15 protein-coding genes are annotated in these 20,989 nt (G+C 66.2%); 8 read left to right on the top strand and 7 right to left on the bottom strand.

Going from position 1 to position 20,989, the window contains the following annotated elements; all coding sequences use genetic code 11:
• Positions 1-76 precede the first annotated feature (76 nt).
• Complete coding sequence (locus BMY06_RS21600) at positions 77-1,861, bottom strand: AMP-binding protein (protein WP_074985098.1); 1,785 nt, start codon at positions 1,859-1,861, stop codon at positions 77-79.
• 52 nt (positions 1,862-1,913) lie between these two features.
• The gene (locus BMY06_RS21595; RefSeq protein ID WP_234774842.1) at positions 1,914-2,636 is read right to left on the bottom strand and encodes a COG4648 family protein; all 723 of its coding nucleotides are present in this window, start codon (positions 2,634-2,636) and stop codon (positions 1,914-1,916) included.
• A gap of 496 nt (positions 2,637-3,132) precedes the next feature.
• Here BMY06_RS21595 and BMY06_RS21590 point away from each other — a divergent pair, with 496 nt between their 5' ends.
• The 4 genes from BMY06_RS21590 (at position 3,133) to BMY06_RS21575 (ending at position 5,454) form a co-directional block, all read left to right on the top strand.
• Positions 3,133-3,393 carry a phosphopantetheine-binding protein gene (locus BMY06_RS21590; RefSeq protein ID WP_065059035.1) on the top strand — a complete coding sequence of 87 codons (261 nt, stop codon included), beginning with the start codon at positions 3,133-3,135 and terminating at the stop codon, positions 3,391-3,393.
• 41 nt (positions 3,394-3,434) lie between these two features.
• On the top strand, positions 3,435-4,160 hold the full coding sequence (gene fabG / locus BMY06_RS21585) for a 3-oxoacyl-ACP reductase FabG (RefSeq protein WP_074985096.1): 726 nt from the start codon (positions 3,435-3,437) through the stop codon (positions 4,158-4,160).
• A gap of 36 nt (positions 4,161-4,196) precedes the next feature.
• Positions 4,197-4,988 (top strand): glycosyltransferase family 2 protein, encoded by a 792-nt coding sequence (locus BMY06_RS21580; RefSeq protein ID WP_065059037.1) that lies wholly within the window; start codon positions 4,197-4,199, stop codon positions 4,986-4,988.
• Between the two features lie 181 nt (positions 4,989-5,169).
• Positions 5,170-5,454 carry a cupin domain-containing protein gene (locus BMY06_RS21575; RefSeq protein ID WP_074985093.1) on the top strand — a complete coding sequence of 95 codons (285 nt, stop codon included), beginning with the start codon at positions 5,170-5,172 and terminating at the stop codon, positions 5,452-5,454.
• Positions 5,455-5,482: 28 nt separating this feature from the next.
• Here BMY06_RS21575 and cobA read toward each other — a convergent pair whose 3' ends face one another.
• Complete coding sequence (gene cobA / locus BMY06_RS21570; protein WP_080180485.1) at positions 5,483-6,262, bottom strand: uroporphyrinogen-III C-methyltransferase; 780 nt, start codon at positions 6,260-6,262, stop codon at positions 5,483-5,485.
• 663 nt (positions 6,263-6,925) lie between these two features.
• Here cobA and nirB point away from each other — a divergent pair.
• From nirB to BMY06_RS21555, 3 genes are read left to right on the top strand one after another with little or no spacing between them, the layout of a single operon-like run.
• Positions 6,926-9,517 (top strand): nitrite reductase large subunit NirB, encoded by a 2,592-nt coding sequence (nirB, locus tag BMY06_RS21565; protein WP_065059151.1) that lies wholly within the window; start codon positions 6,926-6,928, stop codon positions 9,515-9,517.
• 39 nt (positions 9,518-9,556) lie between these two features.
• Complete coding sequence (gene nirD / locus BMY06_RS21560; RefSeq protein WP_065059039.1) at positions 9,557-9,907, top strand: nitrite reductase small subunit NirD; 351 nt, start codon at positions 9,557-9,559, stop codon at positions 9,905-9,907.
• A 56-nt stretch (positions 9,908-9,963) separates the two neighbouring features.
• Complete coding sequence (locus BMY06_RS21555) at positions 9,964-14,214, top strand: bifunctional nitrate reductase/sulfite reductase flavoprotein subunit alpha (protein WP_074985091.1); 4,251 nt, start codon at positions 9,964-9,966, stop codon at positions 14,212-14,214.
• 366 nt (positions 14,215-14,580) lie between these two features.
• Here the strand turns inward: BMY06_RS21555 and BMY06_RS21550 are convergent, their stop codons facing one another.
• The 3 genes from BMY06_RS21550 to BMY06_RS21540 form a co-directional block, all read right to left on the bottom strand.
• Positions 14,581-14,808: a hypothetical protein gene (locus BMY06_RS21550; protein ID WP_065059041.1), complete on the bottom strand. Its 228-nt coding sequence runs from the start codon at positions 14,806-14,808 to the stop codon at positions 14,581-14,583.
• A gap of 157 nt (positions 14,809-14,965) precedes the next feature.
• Positions 14,966-15,937 carry a GGDEF domain-containing protein gene (locus tag BMY06_RS21545; protein ID WP_074985089.1) on the bottom strand — a complete coding sequence of 324 codons (972 nt, stop codon included), beginning with the start codon at positions 15,935-15,937 and terminating at the stop codon, positions 14,966-14,968.
• A 198-nt stretch (positions 15,938-16,135) separates the two neighbouring features.
• Positions 16,136-17,059, bottom strand: a complete 924-nt coding sequence (locus BMY06_RS21540; protein WP_065059043.1) for a LysR family transcriptional regulator — start codon at positions 17,057-17,059, stop codon at positions 16,136-16,138.
• A 150-nt stretch (positions 17,060-17,209) separates the two neighbouring features.
• Here BMY06_RS21540 and BMY06_RS21535 point away from each other — a divergent pair, with 150 nt between their 5' ends.
• Positions 17,210-17,674, top strand: coding sequence for a GNAT family N-acetyltransferase (locus BMY06_RS21535; protein ID WP_161495564.1), 465 nt, complete (start codon positions 17,210-17,212; stop codon positions 17,672-17,674).
• A gap of 113 nt (positions 17,675-17,787) precedes the next feature.
• On the opposite strand, the gene BMY06_RS21530 is transcribed toward BMY06_RS21535, so the two are convergent.
• A complete protein-coding gene (locus tag BMY06_RS21530) occupies positions 17,788-20,031 on the bottom strand; it encodes an NADP-dependent isocitrate dehydrogenase (protein WP_065059044.1) in 2,244 nt (747 codons plus the stop codon).
• Positions 20,032-20,989 lie beyond the last annotated feature (958 nt).

Here is a 20,989-nt window from a genome sequence, read left to right as displayed (position 1 = left end):
GCTTGATTCGATGCAGCGGATGCAGGCGATGCGGTCGATGCGGTCGTTGCGTTTGCGTCCGGCGGCAGGTTCGGCGTCATGGCGCGGCCTCCGCCTGGACGGACGGCACGGCCAGCGTGCCGCTTGCCACATCGCGCTCGCCCGCGCGCACGGTGAAGCGGATCGCGCCGCTCGCGGCGGCGTCGAAGGCGAGGTCGAGCGCTTCGCCGGGCGCGGCCGGGCTCAGGAACTTGGCCGCCGAGAGACGCCAGGTGTCGAGCGGCTGGTCGAGCGCGGCGCCGATGGCGTCGATGGCGCGGTCGAGCAGCACCACGCCCGGCACGATCGGCTGGCCCGGAAAGTGGCCCGGCAGCGCGGGATGATCGGCGCCGATCGTGAAACGCAGCGCGTGCGCGCGCGTTTTCGCGGGCGCGGATTCACAGGTCGATGGCGACGGAGACCCCGACGCCGCAGCGCGCGTATGACGCGCGGCCAGCGCCGCGAGCACGTCGCGCGGCAGCTTGCCGGTTTCGTTGCGCGGCAGCGCATCGACGAACACGAGCGGACGCGGCAGGAACGCGGCGTCGATCCGTTCGCGCAGCGCGCGCTGCAACTCGGCTGCGTTCAGCGAAGGCGCGACTACCAGCGCGACGAGGCGCGTGATTGACGTGTCGGCAGTGTCGGCGGCGTCGCCGGGCATGAAGAACACGCCGTCGCTCACGCCGGGAATCGCGTTGAGCTGATGATTCAGATACGCGAGCGAGGTGCGCTTGCCCGCGATATTGACGAGGTCCTGCTTGCGCCCGTGCAGCAGGAAACGCTGCGCGTCGAGCAGTTCGAGCGCGTCGCCCATCGGCACGGGTTCGTCGAGGTGGCCGCCGCTGGCCCAGAACGTGGTGCTGTCTTCCTGATCTTGCTGTTCGTCGTCGCGCGCTTTCAGGGCGTTCAGCCGGATGCGCGGCAGCAGTTGCCAGACCGCGCCGCGCGCGGTGCGGCGCGTGGCGATCTGGCCGGTTTCCGTGCTGCCGTAGATTTCGATCAGCGGCGCGCCGAGCCGCGCTTCGGCTTCGCACGCGAGCTTTTCGGCGAGCGGCGCGGTCGCGCTGAGCACCAGCGCGGCGCGCGGCAGCGGCGCGTCGCTGGCGAGCAGCGTGCGCAGATGGATCGGCGATGTGACGAGCACGCGCGGCTGCGGCACGGCGTCGAGTTCCGCGCGGATGTCGGCGGCGTAGAACGGCTGGCGGCTGCTGAAGGCGAGGCCGCCGATCAGCGCGAGCAGCACCGTCGATTCGAAGCCGTACATGTGCTGCGCGGGCACCGTGCCGACCAGCGTGTGGGCGGCGGCATCGTCGCCTGTCAGACCGAGACTCTGCGCGGAGGCGCGCACGCCGTCGACGAGGCAGCCCCATGTCTTGCGATGCGGCACCGGCGCGCCGGTCGAGCCCGAGGTGAAGACATAGGCCATGACGCGCGCGGCGTCGATCTGCGGGACGACGAAGGCGTCAGTGCTGTCGCGGCAGTCATGGTTAGTCAGATTTGCTGCGGCCGTGTCGGGGTATTGAAAGCGCGGCAGGTCGATCGCGCAGTCGGGCGAGTCGTGCAGGCAGAAGGTATCGGGCGCGAAGGCCGCGAGCTGACGGACCGTTTCCGGCGTGTGGTTCGAAGGCAGCAGACTGATGCGCCGCGCGACGAGCGCCGCGCACAGGCTCACCGCGAAGCGGTAGCGGTCGCGGCAGACGTTGAACACGTGGCCGCCCGGCGGCAACGCGGCGGCCACGCGTGCGACGTCGGCGAGAAAGCCGCGCACGGTGACGGGCGCACCATCGCGCCAGGCGATGACCTGGCGGGGCGAAGCGTGAAACAGCAGCGGATGAGTCGGCATAAATCGGTTGATGCGAAAACTTCGGCCAGCAGCGCGGCTGCCGGCCCGTCGTTCAGGGCGTGGCGCGCGCGCGGTACGCCCGCACCGCGTCGAGCATGCGGGCGCGCGGTTCGTGCGGCAGCGCCAGCGCGCGGCAGGCGTGCTCGGCGGCGAACATCGCGCCCACCAGGGGCAGCGCGACGTAGTTGGCGAAGGTGGCCCAGGCGACGATCGGCGCGAACGCGAACATCAGCGTCGACACAGCGGCGATCGCCACGAAAAACAGCGTCCACGCGAGCGTGATGCGGCGCGTGTAGCGCACGATCGCACGCGGCAGCGGACCGCCGCCGCGCATCGTGCGCGCGAACTGCGTGCACAGCGGCTCGCGCCCGGCGGCCAGCGTGCGCCCGAACAGCAGCGCCAGCCCGAGGTTGAAGCTCACGTGTTCGAGATACAGACCCCATTCGAAGTGATAAGCAAGCGGCGTGCGCGCGCTCCACAACGCCCCGACGGTCAGCGCCCAGAGCGGCAGCAGCCAGGCGCGGCGCGGCGATCCGGCGGCGGCGCCCAGCGCGAGCACGAGCGGCGGCAGCAGCGCCATCGCGAGGCCGAGACCCGCTTCGCCGGGCGTGGCCACCGCTCGATGCGCGAGCAACTGGTACGCGATCACGCCCGCCACAGCCAGACCCGCGCGCACGACGCCCAGCGCCGCTTCCCTCGGGGAGCGGGCGCTGTCCGGACGGCGGTCCGGCGAGGGCGCGGCAGGCGCGGCTGGCGCGTCGGTGCGGCGTGACATCGGGTTCCTTATCTTCAAATGGTAGTGGGCGGCGGCTTCGGCGGCGCTATTTTCCATGCCGGAAGCCGTCATAGATATGACAAAAACGGGCCGCAAACAGCCTGCAGGCGGGTGGCAGCCGTATTTTAGGGTGGCGGCGTAGCGCCGTCCGACAAGGCACCGGCAGGTTTGTAACCGTTTGTATGCCTCTGTGCAAGCCGCGACCCCGCTCCGATCGGCGCGCGTCCAATGCCGTGCAAGCGTCTGCGGCGGTCGTGTCCCAAAATTGCGGGCGAGACGGTTCGGAACGTCTGTAACCTTTCGGCGGGCGACACCGTATACGCCCCGATACCCATCGTCTAGAATCCGCGTAACTTTTACCAAACGATCCCTAAATCGGGCAGGCAGAGCGGGGTGAACGCGCCTGCGAGGCAAGCGGCGGCGTGGACGATGTCCCGTCCGGCGCGCCCCCGACGGGACGCAACCGCGGTACGACCGCGACACGATACGCACGCCTATGAACGCTCTCGAACATGAACTGGCCGCGCTCATCGTCGGCGAACTGAATCTCGAAGACGTCTCGCTCGACGACGTCACGGCCGAAACCCCGCTCTATGGCGAAGGCTTCGGGCTCGACTCCATCGACATTCTCGAAATCGCGCTGCTGATCTCGAAGAAGTACGGTTTCGAGCTGCGCTCGGACAACCCGGACAACGAAAAGATCTTCGCGACGCTCGGCGCGCTGGCGGCCTACGTCGACGCGCATCGCGTGCGCTGATCGCACGCGCCACGCGACCGACGAACGACAGGAGAGAGCCGATGCGCGCACTCGTGACCGGCGGCAGCGGAGTGATCGGCCAGGCGATCTGCGACGCCCTGGCCGCGGCGGGGCATGAAGTCTGGGTGCACGCGAACCGTCAGCTCGCGCAGGCCGAGGCCGTGGCGCAGCGCATCGTCGCGGCGGGCGGGCAGGCGCGCGCGATCGCGTTCGACGTCACCGACGCCGACGCCACCGAAGCCGCGCTCGCCCCGCTGATCGACGACGCCAACGGCGGCCCCGTGCAGATCCTCGTCAACAACGCGGGCATCACCGCCGACGCGCCGATGGCCGGCATGTCGCGCCAGCAGTGGCGCAGCGTGATCGACGTGTCGCTCAACGGCTTCTTCAACGTCACGCAGCCGCTTCTGCTGCCGATGATCCGCACGCGCCACGGGCGCATCGTGAACGTCGCGTCGCTCGCGGGCGTGATGGGCAATCGCGGCCAGGTCAACTATTCGGCGGCCAAGGCCGGGCTGATCGGCGCGACCAAGGCGCTCTCGCTCGAAGTGGCGTCGCGCGGCATCACCGTGAATGCGATCGCGCCGGGCGTGATCGAGTCGCCGATGGCCGAGCGCGCGTTCCCCGCCGAGCGCCTCAAGCAGATCGTGCCCGCGCAGCGCGCCGGCAAGCCGGAGGAAGTGGCGGCGATGGTCGCCTATCTGGTCTCCGAAGCCGCCGCCTATGTGACCGGCCAGGTGCTGTCGATCAACGGCGGTCTCGCCTGATCCGGCGCGCCGTCCCAACCACTCCGTTCCCGTTCCATGCAAGCCGACGTTACTTCCACCCCGCCGCGCGCCAGCGCGACGCATCTCGTCCTGATTCCGAGCTACAACCCCGGCATGAAGGTCGATGAGACGGTGCGCGCCGCGCGTGCGCACTGGAATCCCGTGTGGGTGGTCGTCGACGGCAGCACCGACGGCAGCGCCGAACGTCTGCAGGCGATGGCCGCGCAGGACGACGGCCTGCGCGTGATCGTGCTGCCCGTCAATCGCGGCAAGGGCGGCGCGGTGCTCGCGGGCATCGAGGCCGCCGCGGCGCAGGGCTTCACGCACGTGCTCACGATGGACTCCGACGGCCAGCATCCCGCCGACCTGATCCCGCGTTTCATGGCCGCTTCGCAGGCGAATCCCGAGGCGATGGTGCTCGGCCGCCCGAAGTTCGATGCGAGCGCGCCGCAACTGCGCGTGCAGGGCCGCCGCGTGTCGAATCTGCTCGCCGACGTGGAAACGCTGTGGGCGGGCATCGGCGATTCGCTGTATGGATTCCGCGTCTATCCGATCACGCCGCTGCGCACGATCATGACGCGTCTGCCGTGGATGCGCCGTTTCGACTTCGATCCCGAAGCCGCCGTGCGGCTGTGCTGGGCGGGCGTGCGGCCGATCCAGATCGAAGCGCCGGTGCGCTATTTCAAGGCCGACGAAGGCGGCGTCTCGCACTTCAACTATGCGCGCGACAATCTGCTGCTGTCGTGGATGCACCTGCGGCTCGTGGCCGGATTTGGCTTGCGTCTGCCGGGGCTGGTGGCGAAGCGCGTGGTGAGCGGCGGGCGCTGATTTTATTCGGCATGCTGACTAATTGATTCGCGACGGTTTTGCGTTGACCGTGCGTTTCATGCGCGCGCAACTGTGCTGGTCCGCGCGCACGCACTGTCACTTTCCGTGAAGGGCCGCTTGCCTGAGAATCGGCGCACGAGATCATTCGATCGTCGTCCGATAACAACATCAGGAGCACCCCATGAGCCGTCCTCAAGCCGTCCCCACCGTGCAGGTCTCGAACGCGCGCGCCATCGTCACCGAATGGCGCTTCGCGCCCGGCGCCGAAACCGGCTGGCACGTGCACGGTCACGATTACATCGTCGTGCCGCAAACCGATGGCGTGCTGCTGATCGAAACCCGCGACGGTCCGCGCGAGAAACCGCTCGTCGCGGGGCAGAGCTACGCGGGCTTGCAGGGCGTGGAGCACAACGTCGTCAATGCATCGCCGCGCGAAGTGGTGTTCGTCGAAGTCGAGATCAAGTAAGCGTCGATGTCGCGCTTAGTGGCGATGCTCACGCGCGGCGCAATTGCGGCAGCGTCGCCGCAGCATTCGGCGCTGCAACATCCGCTTGACGCGGCGCGAAAGCCAGCGCCTCGCCAATCGCCTCGCCGACCAGAATGATCGCCGGACTGCCGAGCCCGGCGTCGCGCGCGAGCGCCGCGATCGTGCCGAGCGCGCCCGTCACACGGCGCTCGTTCGCGCTGCCCGCCCACTGCACGACGGCGGCGGGTGTGGCGGGCGAGAGCGCCTGCGCGAGCGTCGCGCACAAGCCCTCGATGCGGCTCATGCCCATGTAGATCGCGAGCGTCATGCCGGTGGCCGCGAGCGCGCGCCAGTCGGGCTCGCTGTGATCGCGCAGATGCGCCGTCACGAAGATCACGCCCTGGCAATGATCGCGATGCGTGAGCGAGACGCCGAGTCCCGCCGCCGCCGCGAACGCCGACGAAATCCCGTTCACGATCTGCACCGGAATGCGCGCGCGATCGAGCGCCGCGAGTTCCTCGCCCGCGCGCCCGAACAGCAGCGCGTCGCCGCCTTTCACGCGCACGACATGCGCGCCTTTTTTCGCGTAACGCTGCATCAGGCGCTCGATAAACGCTTGCGGCGTCGAGCGGCAACCGCCGCGCTTGCCGACCTTGATGACGCGCGCCTGCGGAGCGAGCGTGGCGATCTCGGGATTCACGAGGTCGTCGATCAGCACGACGTCCGCGCTCGCGAGCGCCTTCGCCGCTTTCAACGTCAGCAGGTCGAGGTCGCCCGGACCCGCGCTCAATAAAGTGACCTTGCCCATCGTGCCGATGGCGTTACGGTTCGTCATGTCGATCATCTCGATTGCCCAATAAAAAACGGCGTCCGCTCGTCGTTGATGACGAGGGGACGCCGTTGTCCTGAGTTCTGTCCATCCTGCGAGGGCGATGCGTCGCGTGCCAGCATCGCGCGACGCGCCCGGCATCGTTGCCGTTCGTATCGACTCGCACGCGCTGATCACGCAAGTTCCAGACCAGCGCGCGGTGCGCTGCGCGCGCCTGTCTCGTCGATGCCTTTCTGCGCGCATCGCACGCGCCCGAAACCTTATGCGCGGCATCGACAGCGCACTAACGCGAAGCCGGCCCATTCATGGCGACAGCGCACAGCGACTGTGCTGCACGGCACCAAATCTGTGCTCCGCTGCATCACGACGCGTCAGGCCGTTGCGGTGCGCCGCCCGCGAGCGATCACGTGAAAAGCCCGCTGCACGGGGCTTTCGCGCCGCGCGCACGAATTGGCACAGCGCTTGCATAACGATCGTCGACAGGATCAACGGCGATCCGGCTGCGCAGCAGCAGAGCAGTGCAAATCGATTGAATTCAGGGCAACGGCGTCCCCCGAGTCTGGCTTATTGCAAGCTGGCTTCGCGGGACGCCTTTTTATTTGGTGCACAAGCATGACGCAAACTTCGCTCGCAGTGAACGGTCTGAACGTCGTCGTCATTGGCCACGGCATGGTGGGCCATAAATTTCTCGAGAGCGTGCTCGCCGAAAGCGCGAACGTGCGCGTCACGGTGCTCTGCGAGGAGCCGCGTCCGGCCTACGACCGCGTGCATCTCTCCGAATTTTTCGCGGGCAAGAGCGCCGACGATCTCTCGCTCGTCGCGCCGGGCTTCTTCGAACGCGACGACGTGCGCGAACGCGTGCGTCTCGTGCTCGACGCGAAGGCCGTGTCGATCGATCGCGAAGCGCGCACCGTGAGCGTGTCGAACGGCGAAACGCTCGCGTACGACAAGCTCGTGATCGCCACCGGCTCGGTGCCGTTCGTGCCGCCGATCGACGGCAACGATCGGGCGGATTGCTTCGTCTATCGCACGATCGACGATCTCGAAGCGATGCAGGCCCGCGGCGCGAGCGCGACCACCGGCGTGGTGGTGGGCGGCGGCCTGCTCGGTCTCGAATGCGCGAAGGCGTTGCGCGATCTCGGCCTGCAGACGCATGTGGTGGAATTCGCGCCGCGCCTGATGGCCGTGCAGGTCGACGACGACGGCGGCCGCGTGCTGCGCGCGAAGATCGAGGAACTCGGCGTGACGGTGCACACGCAGAAGAACACCACGGCGATCGTCGATGGCGAAAGCGCCGCGAATCGCATGGTGTTCGCCGACGGCACGCACCTCGACACCGACATGATCGTGTTCTCGGCGGGCATCCGTCCGCGCGACGAAATCGCGCGCGCCTGCGGGCTCGACGTGGGTCCGCGCGGCGGCATCGCCATCGACAATGAGTGCCGCACGAGCGATCCGCATATCTACGCGATCGGCGAATGCGCGCTGTGGCAAGGGCAGATTTTCGGCCTCGTCGCGCCTGGTTACGACATGGCGCGCAACGTGGCGAAGACGCTGGCGGGCGAAGCGATGGGTGAAGCGGCGGCGGCGTGCTTCGCGGGCGCGGACATGAGCACCAAGCTCAAACTGATGGGCGTGGATGTGGCGAGCATCGGCGACGCGCACGGCAAGACGCCGGGCAGCCGCGCCTATCGTTTCGCCGACGAACGCCGCCAGGTCTACAAGAAACTCGTGGTGTCCGAATGCGGCACGAAGCTGCTCGGCGCGGTGATGGTCGGCGACGCCAGCGAATACGGCACGCTGCTGCAAATGATGCTCAACGGCATCGCGCTGCCGGAAGCCCCCGAATTCCTGATCCTGCCGCAAGCCGACGGCAGCGCCAAGCCCGCGCTCGGCGTGGAAGCGCTGCCCGACGGCGCGCAGATCTGTTCGTGCAACAACGTCTCGAAGGCGCAGATCTGCGCGGCCGTGCGCGATGGCGCGACCAGCATCGGCGCGATGAAGGCCACGACCTGCGCGGGCGCGTCGTGCGGCGGCTGCGTGCCGCTCGTCACGCAGATCATGAAGTCGGAGATGAAGCGTCAGGGCCTCAGCGTCAACAATCATCTTTGCGAGCACTTCCCGTATTCGCGCCAGGAGCTGTATCACATCGTGCGCGTCGAGCAGATCAAGACCTTCGGCGCGCTGCTCGCGAAGCACGGTCACGGTCTCGGTTGCGATGTCTGCAAGCCCGCGGTGGCCGGCATTCTCGCCTCGTGCTGGAACGAATTCGTGCTCAAAAAGGAGCACGCGAGCCTGCAGGATTCGAACGATTACTACCTCGCCAACATCCAGCGCGACGGCACCTATTCGGTCGTGCCGCGCATGCCGGGCGGCGAGGTCACGCCCGAAGGGCTGATCGCCGTGGGCATGGTGGCGAAGAAGTACGGCCTCTATACGAAGATCACGGGCGGCCAGCGCGTGGACCTGTTCGGCGCGCGTGTCGAACAGTTGCCACTGATCTGGGAAGAACTGATCGACGCGGGCTTCGAATCGGGACACGCCTACGGCAAGGCGCTGCGCACCGTGAAGTCGTGCGTCGGCTCGACGTGGTGCCGCTACGGCGTGGGCGATTCGGTCGGTCTCGCGATCGGCCTCGAGAACCGCTACAAAGGCCTGCGCGCGCCGCACAAGATCAAGTTCGGCGTCTCGGGCTGCACGCGCGAATGCGCGGAAGCGCAGGGCAAGGACGTGGGCGTGATCGCCACGGAAAAGGGCTGGAATCTGTATGTGTGCGGCAACGGCGGCATGAAGCCGCGCCACGCCGAACTGCTCGCCGCCGACCTCGACCGCGACACGCTGATCCGCTACATCGACCGCTTCCTGATGTTCTATGTGCGCACGGCCGACCGCCTGCAACGCACGAGCGTGTGGCGTGACAACCTCGAAGGCGGCCTCGATTATCTGATCGACGTGGTCGTGCACGACAAGCTCGGTCTCGCCGCCGAACTCGAAGCCGAGATGCAGATCGTGGTCGACACCTACGAAGACGAATGGAAGGTCGCCGTGACCGATCCGGCTACGCGCCGCCGCTTCCGTCACTTCGTCAACAGCGATGCGGGCGACGCGAACGTGACCTTCGTCGAAGAACGCGGACAAATCCGTCCGGCCACGCTCGAAGAACGCAAGGGCATGCCGGTGCGTGCGCAGTACGAAGGGCTGGCGGCGATTCCCGTCGTCGCCGAAACGATGTGACGTGGCGGTTTTCGATCAACAAATAACGAGGAATCCGAAATGAATGCCATTCTTCAGCAAGACGAAACCTGGGTGTCGATCTGCCAGCTCGACGACATCGTGCCGAATACCGGCGTGTGTGCGCTCGTGAACGGCGAGCAGGTCGCCGTGTTCCATATCGACGACGGCGCGGCGCGCGTGTTCGCGATCGGCAACTACGATCCGAACTCGAACGCGGCCGTGCTCTCGCGCGGTCTCGTCGGCAGCCTGGGCGAGCGCATCGTGGTGGCGTCGCCGATCTACAAGCATCACTTCGATCTGGAAACCGGCGAGTGTCTCGAAGTGCCAGGCAGCTCGGTGAACGCATTCGCCACGCGCGTGGAAAACGGCCAGGTGTGGATTTCGGCCTGATTTTCACGCAGTTTTTCTGATTCGCCTTTTCACTCACCAAGCCGATCCGAATGCGCATGAGCAGCCCGAAGTCCGCGAAATCCGTCAAGACCGTGTGCCCCTACTGCGGTGTGGGCTGCGGCATGATCCTGCAGGTCGAGGATGGCGCGGTCACGAAAATCGCCGGCGACGCCGAGCATCCGACCAACTTCGGACGGCTCTGCACGAAGGGTTCGTCGGCGCACGTGGCGCTGCGCAATTCGGGGCGTCTCGAACGCGCGTTCGTGCGTCACGCGCGCGACGCGGACCCCGTGCCGCTGCCGATCGCGCAGGCAATCGCCGACACGGCCAGGCGGCTGCGCGCCACGCTCGACGCGCACGGCCCCGACGCGCTCTCGTTCTACGTGTCGGGCCAGATGTCGATCGAGGCGCAGTATCTCGTCAACAAGCTCGCGAAGGGCTATGTCGGCACCAACAACATCGAGTCGAATTCGCGGCTGTGCATGGCGAGCGCGGGTAGCGGCTACAAGCTCTCGCTCGGCGCGGACGGCCCGCCCGGTTCGTATCAGGACTTCGACAAGGCCGATCTGTTCTTCGTGATCGGCGCGAACATGGCGGACTGCCATCCGATCCTGTTCCTGCGCATGATGGACCGCGTGAAGGCGGGCGCGAAGCTGATCGTCGTCGATCCGCGCCGCAACGCGACCGCCGATAAAGCCTCGCTGTTCCTGCAGATCAAGGCGGGCACCGACCTCGCGCTGCTCAACGGCCTGCTGCATCTGCTGCACGAAAACGGCCACACGGATAGCGATTTCATCGCGCAGTACACGCAGGGCTGGGACGAGATGCCCGCGTTTCTCGCCGATTACACGCCCGACAAAGTCGCGGACATCACCGGCATCGCCGCCGACGACATCCGCCGCGCCGCACAGATGATCGGCGCCGCGCCCGAGTTCATGACCTGCTGGACGATGGGCCTGAACCAGAGCACGCACGGCACGTGGAGCACCAACGCGATCTGCAATCTGCATCTGGCGACGGGCAAAATCTGCCGTCCGGGCAGCGGGCCGTTTTCGCTCACGGGCCAGCCGAACGCGATGGGCGGGCGCGAGATGGGCTATATGGGTCCGGGCCTGCCGGGCCAGCGCTCGGTGCTTTCCGAGGAAGATCGCGGCTTCGTCGAGGATGCCTGGTCGCTGCCGCGCGGCACGCTCACGACGAAGCTCGGCGGCGGCACCATCGACATGTTCGAGCGCATGGCAGCGGGCGAGATCAAGGCGTGCTGGATCATCTGCACGAATCCGGTGGCCTCGGTCGCGAACCGCAAGACCGTGGTGGCCGGTTTGCGCGCCGCCGACCTCGTGATCGCGCAGGACGCCTTTCTCGACACCGAAACCAACGCCTACGCCGACGTGCTGCTGCCCGGCGCGCTCTGGGCCGAGGCCGAAGGCGTGATGATCAATTCCGAGCGCAACATGACGCTCATGCAGCAAGCCGTCGAGCCGCCGGGCGAGGCGTTGCCCGACTGGGAGCTGATCGCGCGCGTGGCCTGCGCGATGGGCTATGAAGACGCATTCGGTTACGCGAGCGTGGCGGAGGTTTTCGATGAAATCGTGCGGTTCTCGAATCCGAAGACCGGCTACGATCTGCGCGGCGCGAGCCACGCGAAGCTGCGCGAGACGCCGCTGCAATGGCCGTGCGCGCCCGCCGATGCGCAAGGCGCGCACAACGAGCGCAATCCGCTGCGTTATCTGAACGACGGCGTGAGCCAGACCTTGCGCGAAAACGCCGACGGCACGCGTCCGCGTCTCGCGTTCGCCACGCCGCATGGCAAGGGCGTGTTCTTCGCGCGCCCGCACGTCGCGCCCGCCGAACTGCCCGACGGCACTTTTCCCATCGTATTCAATACGGGGCGATTGCAGCACCAGTGGCACACCATGACCAAGACCGGCAAGGTGGCCATGCTCAACAAGCTCAATCCGGCGCCGTTCGTCGAGATTCATCCCGAGGATGCGAGCGCGCTCGGCATTGCCGCGAAGGATCGCGTGGAAGTGCGTTCGCGGCGCGGCCGCGTCGTGCTGCCCGCCGTCGTCACCGATCGCGTGATGCCCGGCAACTGTTTCGCGCCGATGCACTGGAACGACGTGTTCGGCGACGAACTGTGCGTGAACGCTGTCACCAACGACGCCATCGACGCGATTTCCCAGCAGCCCGAACTCAAGTTTTGCGCGGTCGCACTGACGCGCGTCGAAGCCGAACCGGCGCCCGCGCCCGGCACCGCTGCACCCGACGCCGAACCGACTCCCGAGCGCGCCGCCGCTCCACTGCTCCAGGAAAGCACCATGTCCCGCGAAGTGACTCACGACGGCGCGCGCCTCGACGCGTTTGCGAATCTGTTTGGCCTCGGCGAGCTGGCCGCGCCGGCGCTGAACGAAACGGAGCGGCTCTGGCTGGCGGGTTTCGTCGGCGGCCTGCGTGCATCGCAAGCGCGCGGCGAGGGCGTGCCGTCCTTGCCCGCGCATGCGCCGTTCGCGCCCGCCACGCGTGCGTGGGTCGACGGCACGCTCGCGGGCTTGTTCAGCGGCGGCGCGCCGGCCGAGCTGGAATCGGCACACACTGCGCACGCGCAGAGCGGCCTGCACGCGCTGCAAAGCGACAAGAGCGCGGCCGTGCGCATCGCGCATGCGCGTCCGAAAGTGACGCTGCTCTGGGCGTCTCAAACCGGCAACGTCGAGTCGCTGGTCGAGCGCTACGCGATGCAATTGATGGAGTCGGGCTTCGAGATCCGCGCGACCTGTATGGCCGATTACGCGCCGGAGACGCTGGAGAAAGCGCAGTACGTGTTGCTGATGACCAGCACCTTCGGCGACGGCGACGCGCCCGACAACGGCGAGTCGTTCTGGGCGGCGCTGAAGGCGCTGAAGGCGCTGAAGGCGGATAGCGCGCCGCGCCTCGCGTCGCTGCGTTATGCGGTGCTCGCGCTCGGCGACCGCAATTACGATCAGTTCTGCGGTCACGGCCGCAATCTCGATGCACGTCTGGATGCGCTCGGCGCGCAACGTCTGATGGCGCGCGTGGATTGCGACAGCGAGTATCAGGAAGCCGCCGACGCGTGGCTCGAACGCGTGGTCCAGCGCATCAAGGAAGAGGACGCGGCGCTGCACGCGGTGCCCGCGGGCGGCGCGATTCCCGAGGCGCTGCCCGGCAGCGCGCCGACGAAGGCGCGGCCCGCCGCGTCACGTTTGATCGGCAACGTGCGGTTGAACATGAAGGGCGCGTCGAAGGATACGCGCTACTTCTCGCTCGCGACCGCCGAAGCGGGCCTCGAATACGAAGCGGGCGACGCGCTCGGCGTGTGGCCGACCAACTGCCCGGCGCTCGTCGACGAACTGCTCGATCTCACGCATCTGCACGGCGACGCCTCGGTGGACGTGCCGGGCGCGGGCACGATGCGTCTCGCCGATGCGCTCGCCACGCACTACGAAATCGCGCGTCCGGGTCCCGATGCGCTGGCCTTCGTCGCCGCGCGTGCGAAAGACACGGGACTCGCGGCGATGCTCGGCGAGGAGCGCAAGGGCGACCTCAAGCAGTGGCTCTGGGGCCAGCAGCTCGCCGACGTGTTGCACGAATATCCGGTCGAACTCTCGGCGCCGGAACTGATCGGCATGCTCAAGCGTTTGCAGCCGCGTCTCTATTCGATCTCGTCGAGCCCGAAGGCGCACGCGGGCGAAGTGCATCTGACTGTTTCGGCCGTGCGCTACAACAATGGCCGACGCGAACGCAAGGGCGTGGCGTCCACCTTCCTCGCCGATCGCGTGGCCGAAGGCAGCGTGCCGGTGTTCGTGCAGAAGAGCACGCACTTCCGCCCGCCGCGCCACGGCGATACGCCGATGATCATGGTCGGCCCCGGCACGGGCGTCGCGCCGTTCCGCGCCTTCCTGCACGAACGGCGCGCGCGGGGCGACTCGGGCCGCAACTGGCTGTTCTTCGGCGAACAGCACGCGGCCACCGACTTCTACTACCGCGAAGAACTGGAGCAGATGCACGGCGACGGTTTGCTCAATCGCCTCGATCTGGCGTTCTCGCGCGACCAGCAGGACAAGATCTACGTGCAGGACCGCATGCGCGAGCAGGGTGCGCAGATGTGGGCGTGGCTGCAAGAGGGCGCGCATCTCTATGTTTGTGGCGACGCGAGCCGCATGGCGAAAGACGTGGATGCCGCGTTGAAGTCGGTGGTTGCGCGCCATGGCGGCATGAGCGATGAAGCCGCCAGTGAATATGTTGGACAGATGGCGCGCGAGAAGCGTTATGTGCGGGATGTGTATTGAAGGGGGCGCGCCTGAGCAACGCCGTCGGGGCGCATCGCCCGTGCGCCTGGCCCCCAACTTTGTGGTGCATCAATTCGCCGCCGCCTGGCTTCGTGTGCACCAGATTAGCCCACACGTGATCGTGCGGCCCGATGCCGGGGACATCGTGCCCGAATTCGCAGAGGGCGGTGCATTCGCGGCTGTGGCGCGCAAACATCGCACGCTTCGTCAGCGTGCCGCTCGCACTCGCGCGGTCACACTGCATGGCGGCGCGCGCGCCAGCGCTCAAGCAGGCGGCTCGCACATTCACGCGGCGCCTGCTGGCGACGATGGAGGAAGCGGGCCTGAAGCGCGCAAAAGCCGGTATTTGCGCGCTGCAAACGCGGATTAGCGCGCGCGGTTACGCCAGATTTCGTGACCCGCGCAGATGGCGACGAACACGCCCAGGAGAATAGCGCCCACCGAAGCCGACTGAACGTCGGCATTCGCGGCGCTGTCGTTGCCGAGCGCGCGCAACCAGAGTCCGGCGCCCGCCGCCGTGGCGGCGAGTCCAACGGCCAGGCCGGTCGCGGCCAGCATCGTGCGCTCGCGCGCTTCGTGTAGTGACTTCATCATGTCGATCCCCGACTCACGTACTCAGTAATCACCGAGAGCAAGCAAGTAGCGTGCCCCGTGTGATGACGATACGCCGTCGGAAATCGCACGACATCTGCAAACAAAAATAGCGCCAGCGAAAAACATGCGAAAAACGCATGAAGGGCGAGCGACGCGATTAGCGACGCTCGCTGCCCGTCGCGCGCTTCTGCTGATACATGGAGGTGTCGGCGCGCACCAGCAAGTCGTCGATCGAGCCGTCGAAGTCGCCGCCGCCCGCCGCGTTGCCCACGCTGCAGCGCAGTTCGTAGGGCTTGCGCGCCGTGCGGTTGAACACCTCGAGCTGCGAGCGGATGCGTTCGATGGCGTGCAGCGTGCCCGCTTCGTCGGCGTCGCCGAGCAGGACCGCGAACTCGTCGCCGCCGAGCCGCCCGATCACATCGCCTTCACCCAGTGCGGTCAGCATGATCGTTGCGAACGCAACGAGTGCGCGATCGCCTTCGGCATGACCGTAGGTGTCGTTGATCTGCTTGAAGCCGTTGAGGTCGAGGTAGAGCAGCGAGACCGGCTGCTGCGCGCTGCGGCGCATGCGCAGCGATTGCTCGGCGAGTTGCTTGAAGCCGCGCCGGTTCGAGAGACCCGTAAGCTCGTCGGTGGTCGCGAGCTGCGTGGCGGCGATTTCTTCCTGCGCCATGTCCGCGAGATCGCGCAGCACGATGCGTTCTTCGTCGTCGAATTCGCGTGGCCGGTCGTCGATCAGGCAGAGCGTGCCGATGCGCATCTGATGCCCTGCTGACAGCGGACAACCTGCATAGAAGCGGATGTTCGGCGCACCGGTGACGAGCGGGTTGTCGGCGAAGCGCACGTCCGTTCGCGCGTCGCTGACGAAGAAGAGGTCGTCGCCGAGAATCGCGTGGCCGCAGAACGAGACGTCGCGCGGCGTTTCGGAAACGTCGAGGCCGGGATGCGACTTGAACCATTGACGCCGCGTATCGATGAGCGTGACCGCCGCGATGGGAACGTTGAACAGGCGTCGTGCGAGGCGCGTGATGCGATCGAAGCGTTCCTCGGGCTGGGTGTCGAGTAACTGGAACGACCGCAGAATTTCCACACGCTCGGCTTCGTTTTCCGGTGCAGAAGGTCGAAGCATGGATGAGGGCGAAGTGAAGAAAAGGGAGTTTCGATTCTAACGCCAGGCGTACGCGGGACGCGCGTTATGTGCCGGCGCGATGTTCGCATGATGCGCGGATCGGGTGCAGCGCGGCCTTTCGAAATGACTGCACCACGGCTGCATCCGCAAGCAGGATCGAATGCTGGACGAATCGCTTAAATCGCGTTGTTCGCACCGCTAGGCCGCGGCCGTGGCGCGAAGCGATTCGCAGGTTTCGAACAGCAACGCGCGTGCCCAGCGCCGCGCCGGATCGCGATGCGTGCGTTCATGCCACGCGGCGGTCTTGGTGAAGCCCGGAATTTCCAGCGGCGCGGGCAGCACGGCGAGACCTTCGGCGCGTTGCGCGAGCCGCTGCGGGACCACGGCGATCAGATCGCTTGCGCGCAGGATTTCGGGCAACACGAGAAAACTCGTGACCGAGAGCGCGACGCGGCGCGCGCGGCCATGCTGCGCGAGCGCTTCGTCGGTGACGCCGTGAAAGCTGCCGCCCGTGTACGACACCAGGGCGTGATCGAGCGCGCAGAAACGCGCGAGCGTGATGCGTCCGCGCGCGGCATCGGGATGATCGGCGCGCATCACGCAGACGTAGCGTTCGTCGAACAGACGCCGCGCGTGCAGATCGGCGGGCGTGCTCTCGGGCGTGACGAGCGCCACGTCGACATCGCCGCGCGCGAGTTGCGCATGCAGCGACGGATCCTGCACCGGCACCACGGCGACGCGGATGCCCGGCGCTTCGCGACGCAGCACTGCGAGATACGGCGCGACCACGGCTTGCAGCGCGTAGTCGGTGGCGGCGAGCGTGAGCGTGAAGTCGGCGCTCGCGGGATCGAAGGCTTGCGGCGTGAGCAGCGTTTCCACTTCGCCGAGAATCTGCTTGAGCGGCGCGACGAGTTCGAGCGCGCGCAGCGTCGGCGCGATGCCGCGTTGCGTGCGGATGAAGAGGGGATCGTCGAAGGCTTCGCGCAGGCGCACGAGCATGCCGCTCACGGCGGGCTGCGTGAGCGCGAGACGGCGCGCGGCGCGCGTGACGTTGCGTTCGTCGAGCAGGGCGTCGAGCGCGCGCAGCAGGTTCAGGTCGATTGTCCTGATATCGGCGGGCATGATTTCAGATTGAGGAAGTCATCGGAATGAATGATTTCAGCATAGCGGCTTGCGCGGCTGACGTCCAGTGCGAGGCGTCGGCGGCATCGTTAATCGATGGGTTACGATGAAGGCCCGCCGCCCGTGTTTTCCATCACCAGGAGCCCGTTCGTGCCGTCCGCCGATTTCGCCATCCGTCCCGTCGAGGCCGCCGATCACGCCGAGTGGCTCGCGCTCTGGCAGGCCTATTGCCGCCACTACGAGGTGACGCTCGACGAGCGCGTGAATGCGCGCACGTGGGCGCGTATCGCCGATCCGGCGGAACCGATTCACGCGCTGATCGCGCACGGGGAGGACGGCGAGCCGCTGGGTCTGTGCAACTACGTGCTGCATCCGAACACCTGGAGCGATCAGACGGTCTGCTATCTGGAGGATCTGTACGTGGCGCCGCAGGGACGCAGAAAGGGTGTCGCCACGGCTTTCATCGAACGTCTGCGCGAGATCGGCGAGCGCGAGAACTGGTTTCGCATTTACTGGATCACGAACGACGCGAACGAGGCGGCGCAGGCGGTGTACGACCGGATCGCCTCGCGTAGCGGTCATATCCGCTATGAAATCGCGCTGGCGAAAAAATAAGCATCGCGAACGAATTGCCGAGGCATAAAAAAACGCCCTTGCAGCGTGAGGCTGCAAGGGCGTTTTGCGTGAAACTCACGACGCCCCACGAAGCGCGGGGCGCATGAAATCACTTACTTTGCTGCGGCTGCGAGCGCGTCGTTGAACGTCTTGCTCGGGCGCATGACTTCCGCGAGCTTCGCGAAGTCGGGCTTGTAGTAGCCGCCGATGTCGACCGGCTTGCCCTGAACCGCGGCCAGTTCGGCGACGATCTTCTGCTCGTTTTCGGCCAGTGCCTTCGCGAGCGGCGCGAAGTGAGCAGCGAGTTCCGCGTCGTCCTTCTGCGCGGCCAGTTCTTGCGCCCAGAACAGCGACAGATAGAACTGGCTGCCGCGGTTGTCCAGCTCGCCGGTCTTCGGCGACGGGCCCTTGTTGTTGTCGAGCAGCTTGCCGGTTGCGGCGTCGAGCGTCTTCGCGAGCAGCTTGGCGCGCGCGTTGTTCGTCTTGATGCCGAGGTCTTCCAGCGAGACGGCCAGCGCGAGGAATTCGCCGAGCGAGTCCCAGCGCAGGTGGTCTTCCTGAACCAGCTGCTGCACGTGCTTCGGCGCCGAACCGCCCGCGCCCGTTTCGTACATGCCGCCGCCGGCCATCAGCGGAACGATCGAGAGCATCTTCGCCGACGTGCCCAGTTCCATGATCGGGAACAGGTCGGTCAGGTAGTCGCGCAGGATGTTGCCGGTGACCGAGATCGTGTCCAGGCCGCGGATCACGCGCTCAAGCGTGTAACGCATCGCGCGGACTTGCGACATGATCTGGATGTCGAGGCCGGTCAGGTCGTAATCCTTCAGGTACGTTTCGACCTTCTTGATCACTTCGTTTTCGTGCGGACGATACGGGTCGAGCCAGAACACAGCCGGCGTGTTCGAGTTCTTCGCACGCGTGACGGCGAGCTTGACCCAGTCGCGGATCGGCGCGTCCTTCACGAGGCACATGCGCCAGATGTCGCCTTGCTCGACCGGCTGCGTGAGCGCGTCGAGCACTTCGCCCGTGGCGTTGTCGACGATGCGCGCCGTGCCGTCCTGCGGGATTTCGTAGGTCTTGTCGTGCGAACCGTACTCTTCAGCCTTCTGCGCCATCAGACCGACGTTCGGCACCGTGCCCATGGTCTTCGGGTCGAATGCGCCGTTGGTCTTGCAGAAGTTGATGATTTCCTGGTAGATGCGCGCGAACGTGCTTTCCGGAATCAGGCACTTCGTGTCGGCCGGACGGCCGTCGGCGCCCCACATCTTGCCGCCTGCGCGGATCATTGCGGGCATCGAGGCGTCGACGATCACGTCGTTCGGTGCGTGCAGGTTCGAGATGCCCTTGGCCGAATCGACCATCGCCAGCGCCGGACGGTGCTCGTGGCACGCGTGCATGTCGCGGATGACTTCTTCGCGTTGCGATTCCGGCAGCGCTTCGATCTTCGTGTACAGATCGACGAGACCGTTGTTGACGTTCACGCCCAGTTGTTCGAACAGCTTGGCGTGCTTCGCGAACGCGTCCTTGTAGAACGTGCGCACGGCGTGGCCGAACACGATCGGGTGCGAGACCTTCATCATGGTCGCCTTGACGTGCAGCGAGAGCATGATGCCCGTCTTGCGGGCGTCTTCCATCTGGTCTTCGTAGAAAGCCAGCAGGGCCTTCTTGCTCATGAACATGCTGTCGACGATTTCGCCGGCCTGCAGCGCAACCTTCGGCTTGAGGACGATGGTCTCGCCGCTCTTCGTCACGAGTTCCATGCGCACTTCGCGCGCCTTGTCGGTCGTGATCGACTTTTCGCCGTGGTAGAAGTCGCCATGCTTCATGTGCGCGACGTGCGTGCGCGAAGCCATGCTCCACTCGCCCATGCTGTGCGGGTGCTTCTTCGCGTAGTTCTTGACGGCCAGCGGCGCGCGGCGGTCCGAGTTGCCTTCACGCAGGACCGGATTCACGGCCGAGCCGAGGCACTTCGAATAACGCTTCTGGATCGCCTTTTCTTCGTCGGTCTTCGGATCTTCGGGGAAGTCGGGGATCTTGTAGCCCTTGCCCTGCAGTTCCTTGATCGCGGCGACGAGCTGCGGCACCGATGCGCTGATGTTCGGCAGCTTGATGATGTTGGTTTCCGGCAGTTGCGTCAGACGACCCAGTTCAGCCAGGTTGTCGGGCACGCGCTGGTCTTCCGTGAGGAATTCCGGAAACTCGCCGAGGATACGGCCCGCCACGGAAATATCGCTGGTCTCGACGTTCACGCCGGCCGGCGCAGCGAAGGTGCGGATGATCGGCAGAAACGCGCTGGTGGCGAGCAGCGGCGCTTCATCGGTCAGGGTATAGATGATGGTGGGTTGCTGGGTACTCATCGGCTTCTTGGCGGGTTCTCAAACAGGGTGGTGACACCACCGGCTGCGCGCAGTCGGCGAAACACCTGGATTTTGCCTGATTTTGGAGCGGTCCGGGGGCCAATCGAACAAGGATTTCATATCGTGAAATTGCGTTGCGTGGCGTCCTTTCGTCGCGAAGTCGTCGCGTTTGCCGCCTTCGGGCGGCATCGGCGCTGAAAACGTTATCTCGCCAAATGGCCGTCGCATAAGGGAAATCGGGCTGTTGACCGCCCTCTGGCGACCCTGCGAGCCCTTTTTCGTTTTGGCCCCCGATTCTCTGTCAAGCTGGTAAAGACCCTTGCGAAAAGCCGACCGAATCGATGAGTCTTATAGAAGAATTTTTTTCCGGGACAGATCATTTGCGGCGTCGTTTTCCTGGTCGTTTAGTGGGATATTCGAAGGGTGTTGGTCGTGTTGCGGTGCGGAAAAATTATTGGGGTAGATCGATGGGGCGATTCGACGGCGGTTGTTCGTGAATGCCGAATTGCTCAGGTGGGGCGCGGCGCGAAAGCCGAACTCAACCTCGGCTCCCCTCAAATGCCGCAAAAGGCGAGGGCAGCGGCTGTCCGACCGAACAGGGTCGTCCCGCCCAACACGCATGCCACTGCGGATTTCACCAATGCCTCACGCGACGGCCAATTCACCAATGTCGAATGGTCGGAAGCCGATCTCTCCGACGCGGTTTGGCAGGACGGCCGACGGTGTGCGTCGCGCTCGTCAGGTCGTTGTCGGTAGTCGCGTTTTGTTCCCGATCAGACGGTCGTGGCAGCGTGAGCGGCCTGATTGCCAGCCGATCGTATGCAAACGTCGTACTACACTCGATGCCGGCGGTCTCGCCCGCATGCCGCAAGCGCGGGCCATGGCGATCGGTCGGGAGGTCTGGATGCGAAAAAGCGGCCGCCGCGAGGCGGCGCGCCTGTTTCGTCGCGGCCGCTGA

This window comes from Paraburkholderia tropica (genome assembly GCF_900109265.1).
Lineage (GTDB): Bacteria > Pseudomonadota > Gammaproteobacteria > Burkholderiales > Burkholderiaceae > Paraburkholderia > Paraburkholderia tropica.
This window is presented reverse-complemented; position numbering and strand designations above follow the sequence as displayed.